Raw genomic sequence first — 15,560 nt, 5'->3', positions numbered from 1 at the left:
CTTATGCCGGCTGCGATGCCTCGACGACGGCCAATGCCGCCATGTTGACGACGCCGCGGGAGGTGACGGAGGGCGCGAGGATATGGGCGGGCATGGCGGCGCCGAGCAGGATCGGTCCGACATGCAGTCCATCGGTCATCGATTTGACCACGCCGAGGGTGATGTTGGCGGCGTCGAGGTTCGGGAAGACCAGCAGGTTCGCCTCGTCGTGCAGCGTCGTGTGCGGCATGACGCGCTTGCGCAGGGCTTCGGTGATGGCGCTTTCACCGTGCATTTCGCCGTCCACCTCGAGATCGGGCGCGGCGTCGCGCACGAGCTGCAGGGCATTGCGCATTTTGGTGGCGCTTTCGGATTCGCGCGAGCCGAAGTTGGAGTGCGAGACGAGGGCAGCGCGCGGGGTGATGCCGAAACGGCGGATTTCCTCGGCCGCCAGCACCGTCGCCTCGGCAATCTCTTCGGCGCTCGGATTGAAGGTGACGTAGGTGTCGGTGAAGAAGGTGGCGCCGCGCTGCGAGATCATCAGGCTGAGGGCGGAGAAATCGCGGACATCTTTGCGCTTGCCGATGATCTGGCGGACGTCGCGCAGGTGCTTCTCGTACCGGCCTTCCAGGCCGCAGATCAGCGCATCGGCCTCGCCGCGCCTCAGCGCCAGCGCGCCGATGACTGTCGTGTTGGTGCGCACGATGGTGCGGGCGGCTTCCGGAATGACGCCGCGGCGGCCGACGAGCGAGAAATAGAGATCGACATATTCGCGGAAGCGCGGGTCGTCTTCCGGATTGATGACCTCGAAATCCTGCAGCGGGCGAATGCGCAGGCCGTAGCGCTTGAGGCGTGTCTCGATGACCTGCGGACGGCCGATGAGGATCGGTTTGGCCAGGCCTTCCTCAAGCAGCACCTGGGCGGCGCGCAGCACGCGCTCGTCTTCACCTTCGGAGAAGATGACACGCTTGCGCTCGGCGGCCTTGGCCGCGGTGAAGATCGGCTTCATGACGAAGCCGGAGCGGAAGACGAAGCGGTTCAGCTGATCGAAATAGGCGTCGAAATCCTGGATCGGGCGACGGGCGACGCCGCTCTGTTCGGCAGCTTTGGCGACGGCCGGCGCGATGCGCAGGATGAGGCGCGGATCGAAGGGCGAGGGGATCAGGTAATCCGGGCCGAAGACCGGGGTCTCGCCGGAATAGGCGCGGGCGGCGACATCGGACGGCTCTTCGCGAGCGAGTGCTGCGATGGCACGCACGGCCGCCATCTTCATTTCCTCATTGATCGTCTCGGCGCCGCAATCGAGCGCGCCGCGGAAGATATAGGGGAAGCAGAGGACGTTGTTGACCTGATTGGCGAAATCCGAGCGGCCGGTGCAGATCATCGCATCCGGACGGGCCGCGCGGGCGAGATCCGGCATGATCTCCGGCGTTGGATTGGCGAGCGCCATGATCAGCGGCTTGTCGGCCATCTGTGCCAGCAGTTCCGGCTTCAGCACGCCGGCGGCCGACAGCCCGAGGAACACATCGGCGCCGCCGATGTTTTCAGCCAGTGTACGCGTGTCGCTCTGCTGGGCGTAGACGGCCTTCCACTCGTCCATCAACTCGGTGCGGCCCTGATAGACGAGGCCTTCGAGGTCATGGACCCAGATGTTTTCGCGCTTGGCGCCGAGGGTTACCAGCAGGTTCAAGCAGGCAAGAGCGGCGGCACCCGCGCCGGATGCGATGATCTTGACGTTCTCGATCGCCTTGCCGGCAAGTTCGAGCCCGTTCAGGATCGCGGCGGCGACGATGATTGCCGTGCCGTGCTGGTCGTCGTGGAAGACCGGGATCTTCATCTTTTCGCGCAGGCGCCGCTCGACCTCGAAGCATTCCGGCGCCTTGATGTCCTCGAGATTGATGCCGCCAAAGGTCGGCTCCAGCGAGCTGACGGTCGAGACCATCTGGTCGACGCTCGCCGCGTCGATCTCGATGTCGAAGACGTCGATGCCGGCGAACTTCTTGAAGAGCACGGCTTTGCCCTCCATGACCGGCTTCGAAGCCAGCGGGCCGATATTGCCGAGGCCGAGCACGGCGGTGCCGTTGGAGATGACGGCGACGAGATTGGCGCGCGAAGTATATTCGGCCGCCATTTCAGGGTTGTCGCGGATGGCAAGGCAAGGGGCGGCAACGCCCGGCGAATAGGCGAGCGCTAGATCGCGCTGGTTGCCGAGCGGCTTGGTCGCCTGGATCTCCAGCTTGCCGGGGCGGGGGTAGCGATGGAAGAAGAGCGCCTGCTCGTCGAGATCGCCACTCGTCAGGTTCTTGTCCGTCTTGGATTTATCCTGGTGATCCATTGCCGCCTCCGTGCACGTCTTTTTCTGGAGTTCCCTCCATACATCAATCGGATACGGGCGACAGTATGGAAATGGGGGATGGGAGAAGTTTTCGTCGGCCGAGCGAGAGGCGGCATGGGCTCGGTTGCAAGCTGGACACTGCACAGCCCTTGCCTCATCCTGCAGAGATGCTGCCCGTTTTCGAAATCCTCGAGCCTACCGACGAAGAGCGAAACAAAGTCCTCGCATTGCTGTTGGACTTTAATGCTCTTCATACCGCGCATGTGATCGACCGGCCCCACCTCGGCATCGTCCTCAAAGATCCAAACACGTCCGAAATCATCGGGGGTCTCTATGCGGTGGATGAATACAATTGGCTTTTCATCAAATACGTAATTGTCCCCTCCGCGCTTAGAGGGAAGGGTTTCGGCACGAAACTGATGAATGAGGCGGAGCGCATAGCGCGTGAGCGCGCTTATGTCGGCATCTTTCTCGATACGTTCGATTTTCAGGCCAAACCCTTCTATCTCAAACTTGGTTTCGAGCAGTTTGGTGAACTTGAAGGCGACGAGCAGACGCCTCGCCGGTTCTTCCTGAAGAAGGTGCTCTCCGGCGAGTGAGGACACGCGATCCCCACATGGGCGAACGGTGCGTGGCCGCCCACAAAGATTGGCCCTTCGGCAGCGCTCGCACCGAATGTAAATTCAATGAGAGTCGCTTCTCTCCTCTCGTGCCAGTCGAGAGCTAATCCTTTTGGAAAACTTGTCTGACGGCTGCAGCAAGCGCAAAATGCCGGCCGCGACGGTGCGGGGCGCCGGTCGCATGGAGGAAATCATGGACAATTTGAACCTCATGACCCTGCAAAAGGGGCAGACGATGGTCAATGACGCGGCCATGGACGCGTTTGCTGCCGGATTTCGCGGCAATCTCCTGACCAGCAAGGATACGGATTACAATGAGGCTCGGGCGATCTGGAATGCGATGATTGACCGCCGGCCAGGCCTCATCGCGCGCTGCGCGGGTGCTGCCGATGTCGTGCGTGCGGTACGGTTTGCGCGCGACAATAATCTGCTCGTTTCGGTGCGTGGCGGTGGGCACGGCATTGCTGGAAACGCCGTCTGCGAAGGCGGTGTCGTCATAGATCTCTCGCCGATGAAATCCGTGCGGGTAGATCCCGAGATACGCCGCGCGAGAATCGAACCGGGTGCCACACTTGGTGACATAGACAAGGAAACGCTGGCCTTCGGGCTGGTGCTGCCGACCGGCATCAATTCGACGACCGGGATCGCCGGCCTGACGCTCGGCGGTGGTTTCGGCTGGCTCACCCGTAAGTTCGGGCTGACGCTCGATAATCTGGTTTCGGTGGATGTCGTGACGGCCGATGGCGAGCTGGTCAAAGCGAGTGAGACGGAAAGACCGGATCTCTTCTGGGCGCTGCGTGGCGGCGGCGGCAATTTCGGCGTCGTCACCTCCTTCGAATTCCAGCTCAACCCGCTCCATTCCGAAGTACTCGCCGGATTGGTCGTGCATCCTTTCGCCGATGCGGAGAAGGTGCTGCAGGAATATCGGCAGGCGCTGGACGAGGCACCCGATGAACTGACCTGCTGGGTGGTGATGCGCCAGGCGCCGCCGCTGCCGTTCCTTCCGGCCGAATGGCACGGCAAGGAGATCGTGGTGCTCGCCATGTGCTATTGCGGAGATATCGCCGCGGGGCAAAAGGCGACGGCCAGATTGCGGGCGATCGGAAAACCGATTGCCGATGTCGTCGGTCCGGTGCCGTTTACCGGCTGGCAGCAGGCATTCGATCCGCTTCTGACACCTGGCGCGCGCAATTACTGGAAGAGCCAGGATTTCGTCTCCCTCTCGGATGCGGCGATCGACGTCCTGCTCAACGCCGTGGGCAAGCTGCCGGGGCCGGAATGCGAAATATTCATCGGCCATGTCGGCGGTGCTGCCGGCCGTATTCCCACAGAAGCCACCGCATTTCCGCAGCGCAGTTCGCATTTCGTCATGAACGTGCATGCGCGCTGGCGGGAAACCGGAATGGATGCAAGATGCATCGGCTGGGCGCGCGAACTCTTCGAGGCAACCAAGCCACATGCTGTCGGTACCGCTTATATCAACTTCATGCCGGAGGATGAGACGGATCGGGTCGAGATGGCTTATGGCGCCAATTACGCGCGTCTCGCTGAGATCAAGCTGCGCTACGATCCGAATAATCTGTTCCGCATGAACCAGAATGTGAAGCCGATGGCTGTGAGGGCCGCCTGATTGATATCGCTCGGCGACTGTCAAAACCCTTCCCGACAAGGGGGACTAAGTCGTGCGCGCTAGCTGGAGCAGACATCGGAACGATGAAATGGATCCGAGCTTCGTCTTTCCACTCAGCTGACTAGCGACCAAGCCTCGGCGCGAGGGTCACGTCGGCACCATGGACATCGCGCAGCTCGCCTTCCTGTCCAGGCAACCGGTCGGCCGCACGGTGCAGCAGGATCGACGCGTAGCCTTGCGAGCGCGTGCCCTCGATCAGCGTGATGTCGGCATTTCCGGGATTGTCGGAGCGCTCGAACCATTCAACAGGGTGTTGCAGGAAGTTCATTTCGACCGCCCGATTGGTGACGCCGTGGCCGACGATGACGACGTTGTAATCGTCATTTTCGGCGTCTCGCATGACCGTCTGGAGGAACAGGCGCACCCGCTGGGCCACGTCCGCACGGCTCTCGCCGTCCGGCGGCCGTGCGTAGAATTTGCCGCTATTGCTGCGCAGCCTCGCCCATTTTTCGAATTCCTCGGGAAACTTCTGTTTCCGTTCGGCGTGGTCGTAAATTTCGGTGAAGAGACCGAAATCCTGCTCGCGCAGCAGATAATCCTCCCTGATATCGCCGACGACGCTTGCCGGCAGGGCTTCGAGCACGGCGTCCTTGCTCTGCCGCGTCCTCAGGAATGGCGAGTACCAGATGTGCAGCTTGCCGAGACCGGAACTCGGCACGGCCTGCAGATAGGCGGCAATCATACCGCCGGCCTCCAGCGCCTGCCGGTAGCCCCATTGCGTCAGCGGCACGTTGTGATCGCCGAACTGGCGGTAGGCCCGTTCGTCGATGTTGCCGAGGGATTCGCCGTGGCGAACGAGAAAGAGACGCATCAGACATCCCGCAGTGTCGGATCTGGAATCGCCATCATCATGAACGCGCACAACAGGCAGGGCAAGATTGTCGCTGCGCCGTGCGGCGAGCGTCCCGCCAGCAGGGCTTTGCTGGGCTTTTCCCCAGCCTGTCATCTTCCTGAAACACGAGTCTGGTTTTGGAGGGCTATATGAAAGATGGGGCATGAGCCGTAGCTCGTGATAGACATGATGGAACCCAGACATTTCCGCACGCTCTTCATTTCCGATGTCCATCTCGGCTCGAAGGCCGCGAAGGCCGACTTCCTGCTGGACTTCCTGCGCTACCACGAGGCGGATACGATCGTTCTCGTCGGCGACATCGTCGACGGCTGGCGGCTGAAGCGCAGTTGGTATTGGCCGCAGGTCTGCAACGACGTCGTCCAGAAGCTCTTGCGCAAGGCGCGCAAGGGCACGCGCGTCGTCTATATCCCCGGCAATCACGACGAGTTCCTGCGCGATTTTCCGGGCATGCACTTCGGCGGCATCGAGGTCGTCGAGCGGATGATGCATGACGGCGCCGATGGCAAGAGATACCTGATCCTGCATGGCGACGAATTCGACGTCGTTGTTCGCAATGCCCGCCTGCTCGCCTATCTCGGCGACTGGGCCTACGATACGGCCATCCGCATCAACATCGTGCTGGCGGCCGTGCGCCGCCGCCTCGGCATGCCCTACTGGTCTTTCTCGGCCTGGGCCAAGCTGCAGGTCAAGCATGCCGTCAATTTCATCGGCGAATTCGAGCGTGTCGTCGCCGAAGAGGCGCGCAAGAGCGGTGCCGACGGGGTGATCTGCGGCCATATCCACCACGCGATCATCCAGGACATGGACGGCATCCGCTACATCAATACCGGCGATTGGGTGGAAAGCTGCACGGCGGTCGCCGAGCACGAGGACGGCACGTTCGAATTGATCACCTGGCGGACGCTCGCCAGCACCGTGCCGGCGCTGACCGCGGTGGAGCGGAACGAGGCAGAGCTGGCACCCCAGGCTGCTTGATTTCGGCTGACTTATTCCTGCCGGCCCACCCGCGCCGGTACTTTCCAGGAATTTAGCCGTTACCGTCAGGCGACAAGCCCTATTTTTTTCTAAAACGTTTCAGGAGGGCTATTTCTCGCAATAGTCGCATCCGGGATGGCGTGTTAGGACAACGTCAGTTTCCTTCAGGTCCCCCCATGATTCCCGTTCAACATTCCCCGACGAGTGAGGGAGCGCCGCCGCGCTTCCGGCTGCTCAGCGCGCTTTCCTATTGTGCGCCGCTGCTGGTCAACGGCATCGTTCTGCCGTTCTTCCCCATCTGGCTCGCGACCCACAGTTTCAGCGACCATGAGATCGGCATCATCCTTGCCTTACCCATGGTGGTCCGCGTGCTGGTGGCGCCCATCGTCGCCATGATCGCCGACCGCTTGAAGGAACGTGCCGATGTGCTGCTCTGGTCGGGCGGCCTGTCGCTGCTGACGGCGATCGCGCTCTACTGGACGACGAGTTTCTGGCCGGTGACGATCGTCTATACGCTGCAGGGGGCCACCTTCGCGCCCTATCTGCCGGTCGTCGAATCGATCGTCATCTCCGGCGTGCGCCGCTGGGGGCTCGATTACGGGTCGATGCGCGTCTGGGGCTCGATCGCCTTCATCGTGTCGACGCTCGGCGGCGGCCAGTTGATCAGCCGGTGGGGCGGCGAGATGGTGCTGCCGGTGATGGTGTTCGGCTTTACCATGACTGTCGTCATGGCGATCTTTTGTCCGCGCATCGGGCCGACGCGGCGGCGTGGCCAGCCGATCAACATTCCCGCCGCCACCGGCAGCGGCCTGCGCGAGCCGCATCTGCTGCTGCTCCTGATCGGCGTCGCCATCCAGCAGTCAAGCCATGCCGTGCTCAACGCTTTCTCGTCGATCTACTGGCATCAGCTGGGCTTTTCCGGCGCTGAGGTCGGGCTGCTCTGGAGCGCCGGTGTCGCTTCGGAGGTGACGGTATTCTTCCTGTCAAAGCGTCTCAACCGGCGCTTCAATGCCTGGACGCTGATCCGCTTCGGCTGCGCCGTCAGCGTCTGCCGCTGGATCCTTTTTCCCATGAACACGGGCCTCGCCGGTTTCTTCCTGCTGCAATGCTTCCATGGCTTTACCTACGCCTTCGTGCATACCGGCGTGCAGCGGCGAATCGTGGCGACAGTGCAGGAGACGCAGGAATCCTCGGCCCAAGGCGCCTATTACTTCTATGTCGGCATGGCGATGGCGCTGATGACCATCGCAGCAGGTTATCTCTACGCCTTACTCGGCGTCGTCAGCTTTTACGTCATGGCGCTGGTCGCGCTCTGTGGCCTCGGCCTCGTCATCTCGGCCTATTACCTTCAGCCCCAGAGGCTGCTTTCGGGCGGAAAAACCCGGGAAGCAACGTAACGCAGGCCGGGCTCGCGGTCGCGGGCGAGCAGCAGCGGACCGTCGAGATCGACGAAATCGGCATTCTGGCCGAGCAGCACCGCCGGCGCCATGGCAAGCGAGGTGCCGACCATGCAGCCGATCATGATGGCGAAGCCGATCCGCTCGGCTTCCGTCTTCATCGCCAGGGCTTCGGTGAGGCCACCTGACTTGTCGAGCTTGATGTTGATCGCGTCATAGCGGTCGGCAAGGCTTGCGAGGTCGCCGGTATGGTGGACGCTCTCGTCGGCGCAGACGAGGAGCGGGCGGTGGATCTCGGCAAGCAAGGCGTCGCGGCCGGCCGGCAGCGGCTGCTCGACGAGCGTCACGCCCGCCTCCGCGGCGATGTTGAGGTGACGTTCCAGCACCGCTTCCGGCCAGCCTTCATTGGCATCGAGGATGATTGCGGCCTCGGGCGCGGCTGCGCGGACGGCGCGGATGCGGCTTTCATCGTCGCCAGTGCCGACCTTGACCTTCAGCAGGGTGCGGCCGGCATGTTCGCGCGCCTGGGCCGCCATCACCTCTGGTTCGCCGAGCGAGATGGTATAGGCTGTCGTCAGCGGTTTCGGATCGGCAATGCCGAGTCGAGACGCGACGCTTTGGCCCGTCTGTTTCGCTTCCAGATCCCAGAGGGCGCAATCGACGGCGTTGCGGGCAGCGCCGGGCGGCATCGCCGACAGCAGGTCGCGTCGCGAGATGCCCGCCTCAATCAGCGGACGCGCGGCTTCGATCTGAGCAAGAACACTCTCCATCGTTTCGCCGTAGCGGCGATAGGGCACACATTCGCCATGCCCCTCAGCCCCTTCGTCCGTCAGCGTGCAGGTGATGACCTCGGCCTGCGTCTTTGCGCCCCGCGCGATGATGAAGGTTCCGGCAATCGGAAAGGAATTCATCTGGATATCAAGGATGCGCGGCATTATTGCTGTCCTGCGAGCATGGAAATTGCACGTTGCTTCTGTATATTGACGCGCCGGGCGACGAACCGCTTCGCGAGTCGGCACTGTCGCTGTAAGCCTTGAAAGACACAAGTATCTTGAACGCCGAGAATCGCAACGCTGCCTCGCTTGCCGTGGACGACCAGTCCGATGGTTCGGGACAGCATGTGCGTCTGAGCGGCAACTGGCGCAGCGCCTATGTGCATCTTGTGCTGCGCGATTTCGAAAAACTCCTGCACCAGAAGTCCGGTAACCTGACGGTCGATCTGTCTGAGATCACCGATATCGATACGGCGGGCATCTGGCTGCTGTGCCGGCTGAAAAAGGAAGCGGAGGCGGCCGGGCGGACGGTCCGCTTCCAAGGCACCAATCCGCATATCGACGAAATGCTGGTGATGTTTTCCGAGGAGCGGGCCAAACCGGAGCCGGAGCCGAAGGAGAAGGTTTCCCTGGCCGCGCGTATTCTCGCGCCGATCGGCAAAATGACCTACGACGTCTGGGACAATCTCGCCGCCGCCATGTATATCCTCGGCTCGGCGGTGCGCGGCGCGCAGATGAAGTTCGGCCGCGGCAGCGGCGTTTCGCCGGCTTCGATCGTCAATCAGATCGACCATATGGGCGTTCGCGCCGTTCCGATCATCCTGCTGATGTCATTCCTGATCGGGGCGATCATCGCCCAGCAGGGCGCCTTCCAGCTGCGCTATTTCGGCGCGGAAGTCTTCGTCGTCGATCTCGTCGGCATCCTGCAATTGCGCGAAATCGGCGTGCTGCTGACCTCGATCATGATCGCCGGCCGTTCCGGCAGCGCGATCACCGCCGAAATTGGCTCGATGAAGATGCGCGAGGAGATCGACGCGCTGAAGGTGATGGGCCTGAACCCGATCGGCGTGCTGATCTTCCCGCGGCTGGTGGCGCTGACCATCGCGCTGCCGCTGCTGACGGTCTTGGCGAATTTCGCCTCGCTTGCCGGCGCGGCGGCCGTCGCCTGGGGCTATTCCGGCATCACCTTCGCCAACTTCCTGGCACGCCTGCACGAGGCGGTGACACTTTCGACCGTGCTGTCGGGCATGATCAAGGCGCCGTTCATGGCGCTCGTCATCGGTATCGTCGCCGCCGTCGAAGGGCTGAAGGTCGGCGGCAGCGCGGAATCACTCGGCCAGCACGTGACGGCCTCTGTCGTGAAGGCGATTTTCGTCGTTATCCTGATGGACGGGCTTTTTGCGATGTTTTATGCAGCGATCAACTTCTAGCATGGCGGACCGCGTGAACGAGCAAGCGATCGAAAGCGAAGGACAGGGCAGGGATGTCGTGCTTTCGGCGCGCGACGTCACCGTCGGGTTTGGCTCGAAAGTGGTGCTCGACAATCTCAACCTCGATATCTATCGCGGCGAAATCCTCGGCTTCGTCGGCGCGTCGGGTACCGGCAAATCGGTGCTGATGCGCACGGTGCTGAGGCTGCTGCCGCGCCGCTCCGGCACGATCAAGATCTTCGGTCAGGACTTCGACGAACTCGACGAACCGCAGCGCAACGCGCTCGACATGCGGCTCGGCGTGCTGTTCCAGCAGGGGGCGCTGTTCTCGTCGCTGACGGTCAAGGAAAACATCCAGGTGCCGATGCGCGAATATCTCGATCTGCCGCGCTCGCTGATGGATGAACTGGCGCATCTGAAGATCCGCATGGTGGGGCTCGCGGCCGATGCCGCCGACAAATATCCGTCCGAGCTTTCGGGCGGCATGATCAAGCGCGCCGCCCTTGCACGCGCCCTGGCGCTCGATCCTGAACTCGTCTTCCTGGACGAACCGACCTCAGGTCTCGATCCGATCGGGGCGGCCGAATTCGACGAACTGATCGCCAATCTGCGCGATAGTCTGGGACTGACCGTGTATATGGTGACGCACGATCTCGACAGCCTGTTTTCGGTCTGCGACCGTATTGCCGTGCTCGGAAAGAAGCGGGTAATGGTGGAAGGCACGATCGACGACATGCTGGCCTATGACGATCCGTGGGTACAGGCCTATTTTAGAGGTAAGCGGGCGCGGTCGATCGTGCCGCAGGACGAAGGCGCACGCCACGGCAGCAGCGGGAAGTGACCGGATAAGATGGAAACCAAAGCCAATTACACAATTGTCGGTTTTTTCACGGTGCTGGTGATCGCGGCGGCCTTCGGCTTCGTCTACTGGATGGCCGAATATGGCCGCGGCGGCCCGATGACCGAACTGATCGTGCGGATTCCCGGTTCGGCGAACGGCCTCAGCGTCGGCTCGCCGGTGCGATTCAACGGCATCCAGATCGGCTCGGTGCAGACATTGTCGATCGATGCCGACGATCCGCAATATTCGCTGGCTTTCACCCAGGTGCGCACCGATGCGCCGATCTATCCCTCGACCAAGGCCGCCCTTGAAATCCAGGGACTCACCGGGGCCGCCTATATCGAACTGTCGGGCGGCCGCAAGGGCGAGGAGAGCATCCTCAAACATGCGATCGAGAATAACAAGCGCGCCGTCATCGTCGCCGACCAGTCGAGCGTCACCAATCTTCTCGCCACTGCTGACAAGATCCTCGACCGTGCCAACGACGCCGTTGGCGAGCTCCAGGGTTTCATCGAGGATTCGCGCGCTCCTCTGACCCAGACCTTCAAGAATGCCGAGACCTTCTCGGATGCGCTTGCCAAGAATTCCGACAATATCGACGCCTTCCTGCAAAGCGTCGGCGAGCTCTCCGATACGGTGAAGGCGGTTTCGGGCCGGGTCGATTCGACGCTTCAAGCTGTGGAATCGCTGGTCAAGGCGGTCGACGCCCAGAAGATCGACCACATCGTCTCGAATGCCGAAAGGATCACGGCCAACGTTGCCGATGCCTCGGGCGATCTCAGCGGCGCGATCCAGAAGTTCGACGAGACGGCCACCACGTTCAACGATTTCGGCAAGCAGGCGCAGGACACACTCGACCGCGTCGATGTACTCGTCGCCCAGATCGATCCAGCCAAGCTCAAAGGGTCGGTCGACGACATCTCGCAGGCGACCAAGGATGCCCGCGCTGCCGTCGCCTCGATCCGTGATGTCGCCAACACGGTTTCGGGACGCCAGAAAGATATCGACCAGACGATCCAGGACGTATCGCAGCTGGCCAACAAGCTGAATTCAGCCTCGACCCGCATCGACGGCATTCTCATCAAGGTCGATGCGTTGCTCGGGACCGACAATACGCAATCGATGTTCGCGCAAGCGCGCGAAACGCTGGAATCTTTCAAGAAGGTCGCCGACAATCTGAATGCGCGAATCGGGCCGATCGCCGACAATCTGCAGAAATTCTCGAGCGGCGGCTTGCGCGACGTGCAGACTCTCGTCAACGACATGCGCGGGACAGTGAACAATCTGAACGAGACGATCACCAACTTCGACCGCAATCCGCAACGCCTGATCTTCGGTGGGGACACGGTCAAGCAGTATGACGGCCGGACGCGGCGCTAACAGGGGAAGTCAGGGGTAGCCTAATATGGTCGCATCGCATCTGTTGTCGCGCCGTTCATGGATCAGGGGAACGGTGATCGCGCTGCCGCTGACGGCGCTGATTCTTTCCGGGTGCGGCACCGCGGCCAAGAACGATACCTATGACCTGGCGGGTGCCGTCGACGGCGACGGACCCGCGGCCAAATCCCGCCAGATCCTGATTGCCGGCCCGACGGCGCTAAGGTCGCTCGACAGCGAGCAGATCGTCATCCGCGTCTCGCCTTCGGAGATCCAATATCTTTCACGAGCCCAGTGGGGCGACAAGCTGCCGCGCATCGTGCAGTCGAAACTGGTCGAGGCCTTCGAAAATTCGGGCAAGCTCGGCGGCGTCGGCTTGCCGGGGCAGGGGCTGGCGATCGACTACCAGGTCGTTACCGACATCCGCTCCTTCGAGATCGATGCGTCGAGCGGCAACCAGGCAGTGGTCGAAATCTCCGTCAAGCTCCTCAACGACCGCAACGGTTCGGTGCGCGCCCAGAAGGTGTTCCGCGCCACGGCGCCTGCCGGCGGGGACAATGTTGGCTTCGTCAAGGCTCTCGACCGCGCCTTTTCCACGGTCGTTTCCGAGATCGTCAGCTGGACGCTGCGCTTAATCTGAGATGGCGTTTGGCGGCCGCCGCGGGAGGCGCGGTTCTCAAGGCGGTGGCAATCTACGCTCGGCGAGGGCGCGGAGGGCCGGCTCCTGTTCAATGATCGGCGTTCGACCATCGACTGCACCGTTAAATCCGGCGCTGAGCGCCGGCACTTCGATATCCAATACGAAAGGCATTCCTTCGGAATTCGTCCTTGCCATCAAAGGAGAAGGCTTCGAAACGAAGGATGATTGCGTAAGACCGGCAACACCTCGAAATGGCGTTCAAATGGATTGGCCTATTTCGTCGGCTGCGCATCCGTCATCGTCGCTCCGGGTCGGCCGCCCGGTGTGGTGTACGCCGTGGCGGTTGACGACAGGGTGCTGTCCAGCAGGCCAGCCATCTTGTCGTCACGCAGGCCTGCAGTTTTTTCGCCCATGACGACGCCAACCACGCGGCGGCCACCCTTCAGCGCCGACGTCACGACATTATAGCCGGATGCGTCGGTATAGCCGGTCTTGATGCCGTCGACGCCGTCATAGCGATACATCAGGTTGTTGTGGCCGCGCAGTTTCATGCCTCGGAACTGGAAGCCGCGCATGGAAAAGAGTTTAAACTCGTCGGGGAAGTCCCGCATCAACGAGACGCCGAGGGTCGCCATATCACGTGCCGTGGTGACCTGCTCCGGGTCGGGAAGGCCCGAGGCATTCTTGAAGACCGTGTCCTTCATCCCAAGCTGGTGTGCCTTGTCGGTCATCGCTTTGGCGAAAGCCTGTTCCGAGCCGCCGAGCTGTTCGGCGATCGCAACGGCGGAGTCGTTGGCAGACAGTACGACGATGCTTTCGACTGCTTCACGCAGCGTCACCTGACGGCCGACGCCGACGGCAAGCTTGAAGGGCTCCTTGCTTTCGGCATTTTCCGACATGGTGAGCTTCTGTTCCCATGTGAGGCGTCCCTCATGCAAAGCCTCGAAAGCAAGATAGAGCGTCATCATTTTGGTCAATGACGCCGGATAGTTCAGATCGTCCTGATTGTAGGCTTCAAGGACCTGACCTGACTGCGCATCGACAACGAAACTTGCCTGGCCGGCCTCAGACTGGGCGAACGCTCCCATCAGCAAGGCGGACGAGAGCGCGGTGGCACGGAGGCGGGAGGTCGTCTTGGTCATCGGTTACTGTCTCTGTCTTTGGACGGTCGGGTGAGCTGCTGGCTGAACGCAAGCCGATCAAGAAAGTTTGTGACGAAATGAAGGACAGGCGGCAATAAAAAGGTCCTATCCACAGCGGATTGCTTTTCCTCTTCGCCATCGATCTCGATCGGTGCGTTTAAAATTGGGGATAGCAGCCGATCGGTAAGAGACGGAAACCGGGACCGTATGGCGCCGATTGCGCCGGACGGCTGCTTCTGCTTGTGTTGCCATACACCTCTTTTACACAGAAGGGGGTGGACGAACCGGACAAGTCGATCCGGTTTCGTTGCCGCATATTACAAATGGGTGAGAGAGCATGCTGATTATCTTGGCCGGACTGCCGGGTAGCGGGAAGACGACGATAGCGCGCGCTCTCGCGAGACGGCTCGGAGCCATACATGTGAGGGTCGATACGATCGAGCAGGCGATCAGAGCGTCGGCTGACTCTTCCAATGACATCGGCCCGGCGGGTTATGTTGTCGCCTACGGCATTGCGGAGGATAATCTGACGCTCGGTAGGATAGTGATTGCCGATTCGGTCAACCCGTTGACAATAACACGCGAGGCCTGGCTGGCGGTCGCTGCACGCTCCGGCGTGATCGCGGCCGAGGTCGAGGTGATCTGTTCCGACAAGACCGAACATCGCCGCCGGGTCGAGACGCGGAAAACGGATGTGGAAGGTCTGGTCAAACCGACGTGGCAGGAAGTCGTCGAGCGAATATACGACGACTGGGGGGAGACACCGATTATTGTCGATACGGCTGCGAGGGATGTGCCAGAGATTGTTGAGGCCCTGATCGTCAAGCTGAGGACCGAGCGCCTGCTTCCGATTTGATATCGGCTGTTGCTTCCGATGCTTTATGAAAAGGCGATGTCGGCCGCGGGGCGGATTTCTACCGCCGCCTTGCCCGCGTCGAACCCGTCAAGCGTTTCGTTGTGATGAGCGACAATTTCGGAGAAGGTGAGGGTCGGCGTATCGCCTGTGGTGTGGCCGTCCGCCACCAGCGTCACGTCATAGCCGAGGGAAACGGCGCGCCTGACGGTCGTGTCGACGCAGAATTGCGACATGCAGCCGCCGATCACGAGGTGCGTGACCTCCCGTTCGTTCAGGCGTTCGGCAAGATCGGTCTCGAAGAAGGAGTCGGCGCTTTGCTTGCGAACGACGACCTCGCCTTGTCTCGGCGCAATCTCCTGGCGTAGTTCCCATCCGGGCGTGCCGACGGCCAATCGATGGCCGTTGCAGCCGTCATGCTGCACCAGCACGACCGGCGCGCCGGCCTGTCGCGCCTTTTCCTGAAGCGATGCAAGCCGAGCGACGGTCTCATCCAGCGCAGAATCGACCTGAGACTGCCGCTCGGGCGTGGCCTTCCCGAAGAGAATTGCATTCTGCACGTCGATGATCAGCAGGGCCTTGGTCATTCGCTCGCGGTTCCGGGAATAGGGAGCAGATATTGGCGGCATCATAAGTGAAGGCCGCCTGACACAGG

At 61.7% G+C, this 15,560-nt stretch carries 14 protein-coding genes and 1 pseudogene; 10 read left to right on the top strand and 5 right to left on the bottom strand.

The window, feature by feature from the left end; all coding sequences use genetic code 11:
- Window position 1 precedes the first annotated feature (1 nt).
- Window positions 2-2,314 (bottom strand): NADP-dependent malic enzyme, encoded by a 2,313-nt coding sequence (locus GGI60_RS00575; RefSeq protein WP_183913480.1) that lies wholly within the window; start codon window positions 2,312-2,314, stop codon window positions 2-4.
- Window positions 2,315-2,379: 65 nt separating this feature from the next.
- On the opposite strand from GGI60_RS00575, the gene GGI60_RS00570 reads away from it, so the two are divergent.
- Together GGI60_RS00570 and GGI60_RS00565 are read left to right on the top strand one after the other, a co-directional pair.
- A complete protein-coding gene (locus GGI60_RS00570) occupies window positions 2,380-2,913 on the top strand; it encodes a GNAT family N-acetyltransferase (RefSeq protein ID WP_246720275.1) in 534 nt (177 codons plus the stop codon).
- Window positions 2,914-3,127: 214 nt separating this feature from the next.
- Complete coding sequence (locus GGI60_RS00565) at window positions 3,128-4,564, top strand: FAD-binding oxidoreductase (protein WP_183913483.1); 1,437 nt, start codon at window positions 3,128-3,130, stop codon at window positions 4,562-4,564.
- A gap of 121 nt (window positions 4,565-4,685) precedes the next feature.
- Here the strand turns inward: GGI60_RS00565 and GGI60_RS00560 are convergent, their stop codons facing one another.
- On the bottom strand, window positions 4,686-5,435 hold the full coding sequence (locus GGI60_RS00560) for a histidine phosphatase family protein (RefSeq protein WP_183913485.1): 750 nt from the start codon (window positions 5,433-5,435) through the stop codon (window positions 4,686-4,688).
- A 207-nt stretch (window positions 5,436-5,642) separates the two neighbouring features.
- Between GGI60_RS00560 and GGI60_RS00555 the strand changes: the two genes are divergently transcribed.
- Complete coding sequence (locus GGI60_RS00555; protein ID WP_183913487.1) at window positions 5,643-6,452, top strand: UDP-2,3-diacylglucosamine diphosphatase; 810 nt, start codon at window positions 5,643-5,645, stop codon at window positions 6,450-6,452.
- Window positions 6,453-6,628: 176 nt separating this feature from the next.
- On the top strand, window positions 6,629-7,849 hold the full coding sequence (locus GGI60_RS00550; protein WP_183913489.1) for an MFS transporter: 1,221 nt from the start codon (window positions 6,629-6,631) through the stop codon (window positions 7,847-7,849).
- On the opposite strand, the gene dgcA is transcribed toward GGI60_RS00550, so the two are convergent.
- Window positions 7,801-8,784, bottom strand: a complete 984-nt coding sequence (gene dgcA / locus GGI60_RS00545) for an N-acetyl-D-Glu racemase DgcA (protein ID WP_183913491.1) — start codon at window positions 8,782-8,784, stop codon at window positions 7,801-7,803. The two genes, GGI60_RS00550 and dgcA, sit on opposite strands and share 49 nt — an antisense overlap.
- A 98-nt stretch (window positions 8,785-8,882) precedes the next feature.
- Between dgcA and GGI60_RS00540 the strand changes: the two genes are divergently transcribed.
- The 5 genes and pseudogenes from GGI60_RS00540 to GGI60_RS31785 all read left to right on the top strand — a co-directional run.
- The gene (locus GGI60_RS00540; RefSeq protein ID WP_183913492.1) at window positions 8,883-10,052 is read left to right on the top strand and encodes an ABC transporter permease; all 1,170 of its coding nucleotides are present in this window, start codon (window positions 8,883-8,885) and stop codon (window positions 10,050-10,052) included.
- A gap of 1 nt (window position 10,053) precedes the next feature.
- Complete coding sequence (locus GGI60_RS00535) at window positions 10,054-10,893, top strand: ABC transporter ATP-binding protein (RefSeq protein ID WP_183913494.1); 840 nt, start codon at window positions 10,054-10,056, stop codon at window positions 10,891-10,893.
- Window positions 10,894-10,902: 9 nt separating this feature from the next.
- Entirely contained in the window at window positions 10,903-12,273 is a 1,371-nt protein-coding gene (locus tag GGI60_RS00530) for an MCE family protein (protein WP_183913496.1), read from the top strand.
- 25 nt (window positions 12,274-12,298) lie between these two features.
- The gene (locus tag GGI60_RS00525; RefSeq protein WP_183913498.1) at window positions 12,299-12,910 is read left to right on the top strand and encodes an ABC-type transport auxiliary lipoprotein family protein; all 612 of its coding nucleotides are present in this window, start codon (window positions 12,299-12,301) and stop codon (window positions 12,908-12,910) included.
- Between the two features lie 75 nt (window positions 12,911-12,985).
- Window positions 12,986-13,173: pseudogene (locus tag GGI60_RS31785) on the top strand (sensor domain-containing diguanylate cyclase); the annotation flags it as partial.
- 9 nt (window positions 13,174-13,182) lie between these two features.
- Here GGI60_RS31785 and GGI60_RS00520 read toward each other — a convergent pair.
- Window positions 13,183-14,052 carry a D-alanyl-D-alanine carboxypeptidase family protein gene (locus GGI60_RS00520; RefSeq protein WP_183913500.1) on the bottom strand — a complete coding sequence of 290 codons (870 nt, stop codon included), beginning with the start codon at window positions 14,050-14,052 and terminating at the stop codon, window positions 13,183-13,185.
- Window positions 14,053-14,389: 337 nt separating this feature from the next.
- Here GGI60_RS00520 and GGI60_RS00515 point away from each other — a divergent pair, with 337 nt between their 5' ends.
- Window positions 14,390-14,908 (top strand): AAA family ATPase, encoded by a 519-nt coding sequence (locus tag GGI60_RS00515; RefSeq protein WP_183913502.1) that lies wholly within the window; start codon window positions 14,390-14,392, stop codon window positions 14,906-14,908.
- Between the two features lie 23 nt (window positions 14,909-14,931).
- Here GGI60_RS00515 and GGI60_RS00510 read toward each other — a convergent pair whose 3' ends face one another.
- Window positions 14,932-15,492: a cysteine hydrolase family protein gene (locus GGI60_RS00510; protein WP_183913505.1), complete on the bottom strand. Its 561-nt coding sequence runs from the start codon at window positions 15,490-15,492 to the stop codon at window positions 14,932-14,934.
- Window positions 15,493-15,560 lie beyond the last annotated feature (68 nt).

Source organism: Rhizobium lentis, from assembly GCF_014200175.1.
In the GTDB taxonomy this organism is placed as follows: Bacteria; Pseudomonadota; Alphaproteobacteria; order Rhizobiales; family Rhizobiaceae; genus Rhizobium; species Rhizobium mulingense.
Note: the sequence above shows the minus strand (reverse complement) of the source record. Positions and strands in the feature narration are given on the sequence as shown.

Bases quoted from the DNA above. Each gene is read 5' to 3' on its own strand.
- GGI60_RS00525 (WP_183913498.1), top strand. From the start codon at position 12,299: ATGGTCGCATCGCATCTGTTGTCGCGCCGTTCATGGATCAGGGGAACG.
- GGI60_RS00560 (WP_183913485.1), bottom strand. From the start codon at position 5,435: ATGCGTCTCTTTCTCGTTCGCCACGGCGAATCCCTCGGCAACATCGAC.
- GGI60_RS00530 (WP_183913496.1), top strand. From the start codon at position 10,903: ATGGAAACCAAAGCCAATTACACAATTGTCGGTTTTTTCACGGTGCTG.
- GGI60_RS00510 (WP_183913505.1), bottom strand. From the start codon at position 15,492: ATGACCAAGGCCCTGCTGATCATCGACGTGCAGAATGCAATTCTCTTC.
- GGI60_RS00515 (WP_183913502.1), top strand. From the start codon at position 14,390: ATGCTGATTATCTTGGCCGGACTGCCGGGTAGCGGGAAGACGACGATA.
- GGI60_RS00565 (WP_183913483.1), top strand. From the start codon at position 3,128: ATGGACAATTTGAACCTCATGACCCTGCAAAAGGGGCAGACGATGGTC.
- GGI60_RS00520 (WP_183913500.1), bottom strand. From the start codon at position 14,052: ATGACCAAGACGACCTCCCGCCTCCGTGCCACCGCGCTCTCGTCCGCC.
- GGI60_RS00555 (WP_183913487.1), top strand. From the start codon at position 5,643: ATGATGGAACCCAGACATTTCCGCACGCTCTTCATTTCCGATGTCCAT.
- GGI60_RS00575 (WP_183913480.1), bottom strand. From the start codon at position 2,314: ATGGATCACCAGGATAAATCCAAGACGGACAAGAACCTGACGAGTGGC.
- GGI60_RS00570 (WP_246720275.1), top strand. From the start codon at position 2,380: ATGGAAATGGGGGATGGGAGAAGTTTTCGTCGGCCGAGCGAGAGGCGG.
- GGI60_RS00550 (WP_183913489.1), top strand. From the start codon at position 6,629: ATGATTCCCGTTCAACATTCCCCGACGAGTGAGGGAGCGCCGCCGCGC.
- GGI60_RS00535 (WP_183913494.1), top strand. From the start codon at position 10,054: ATGGCGGACCGCGTGAACGAGCAAGCGATCGAAAGCGAAGGACAGGGC.
- dgcA (WP_183913491.1), bottom strand. From the start codon at position 8,784: ATGCCGCGCATCCTTGATATCCAGATGAATTCCTTTCCGATTGCCGGA.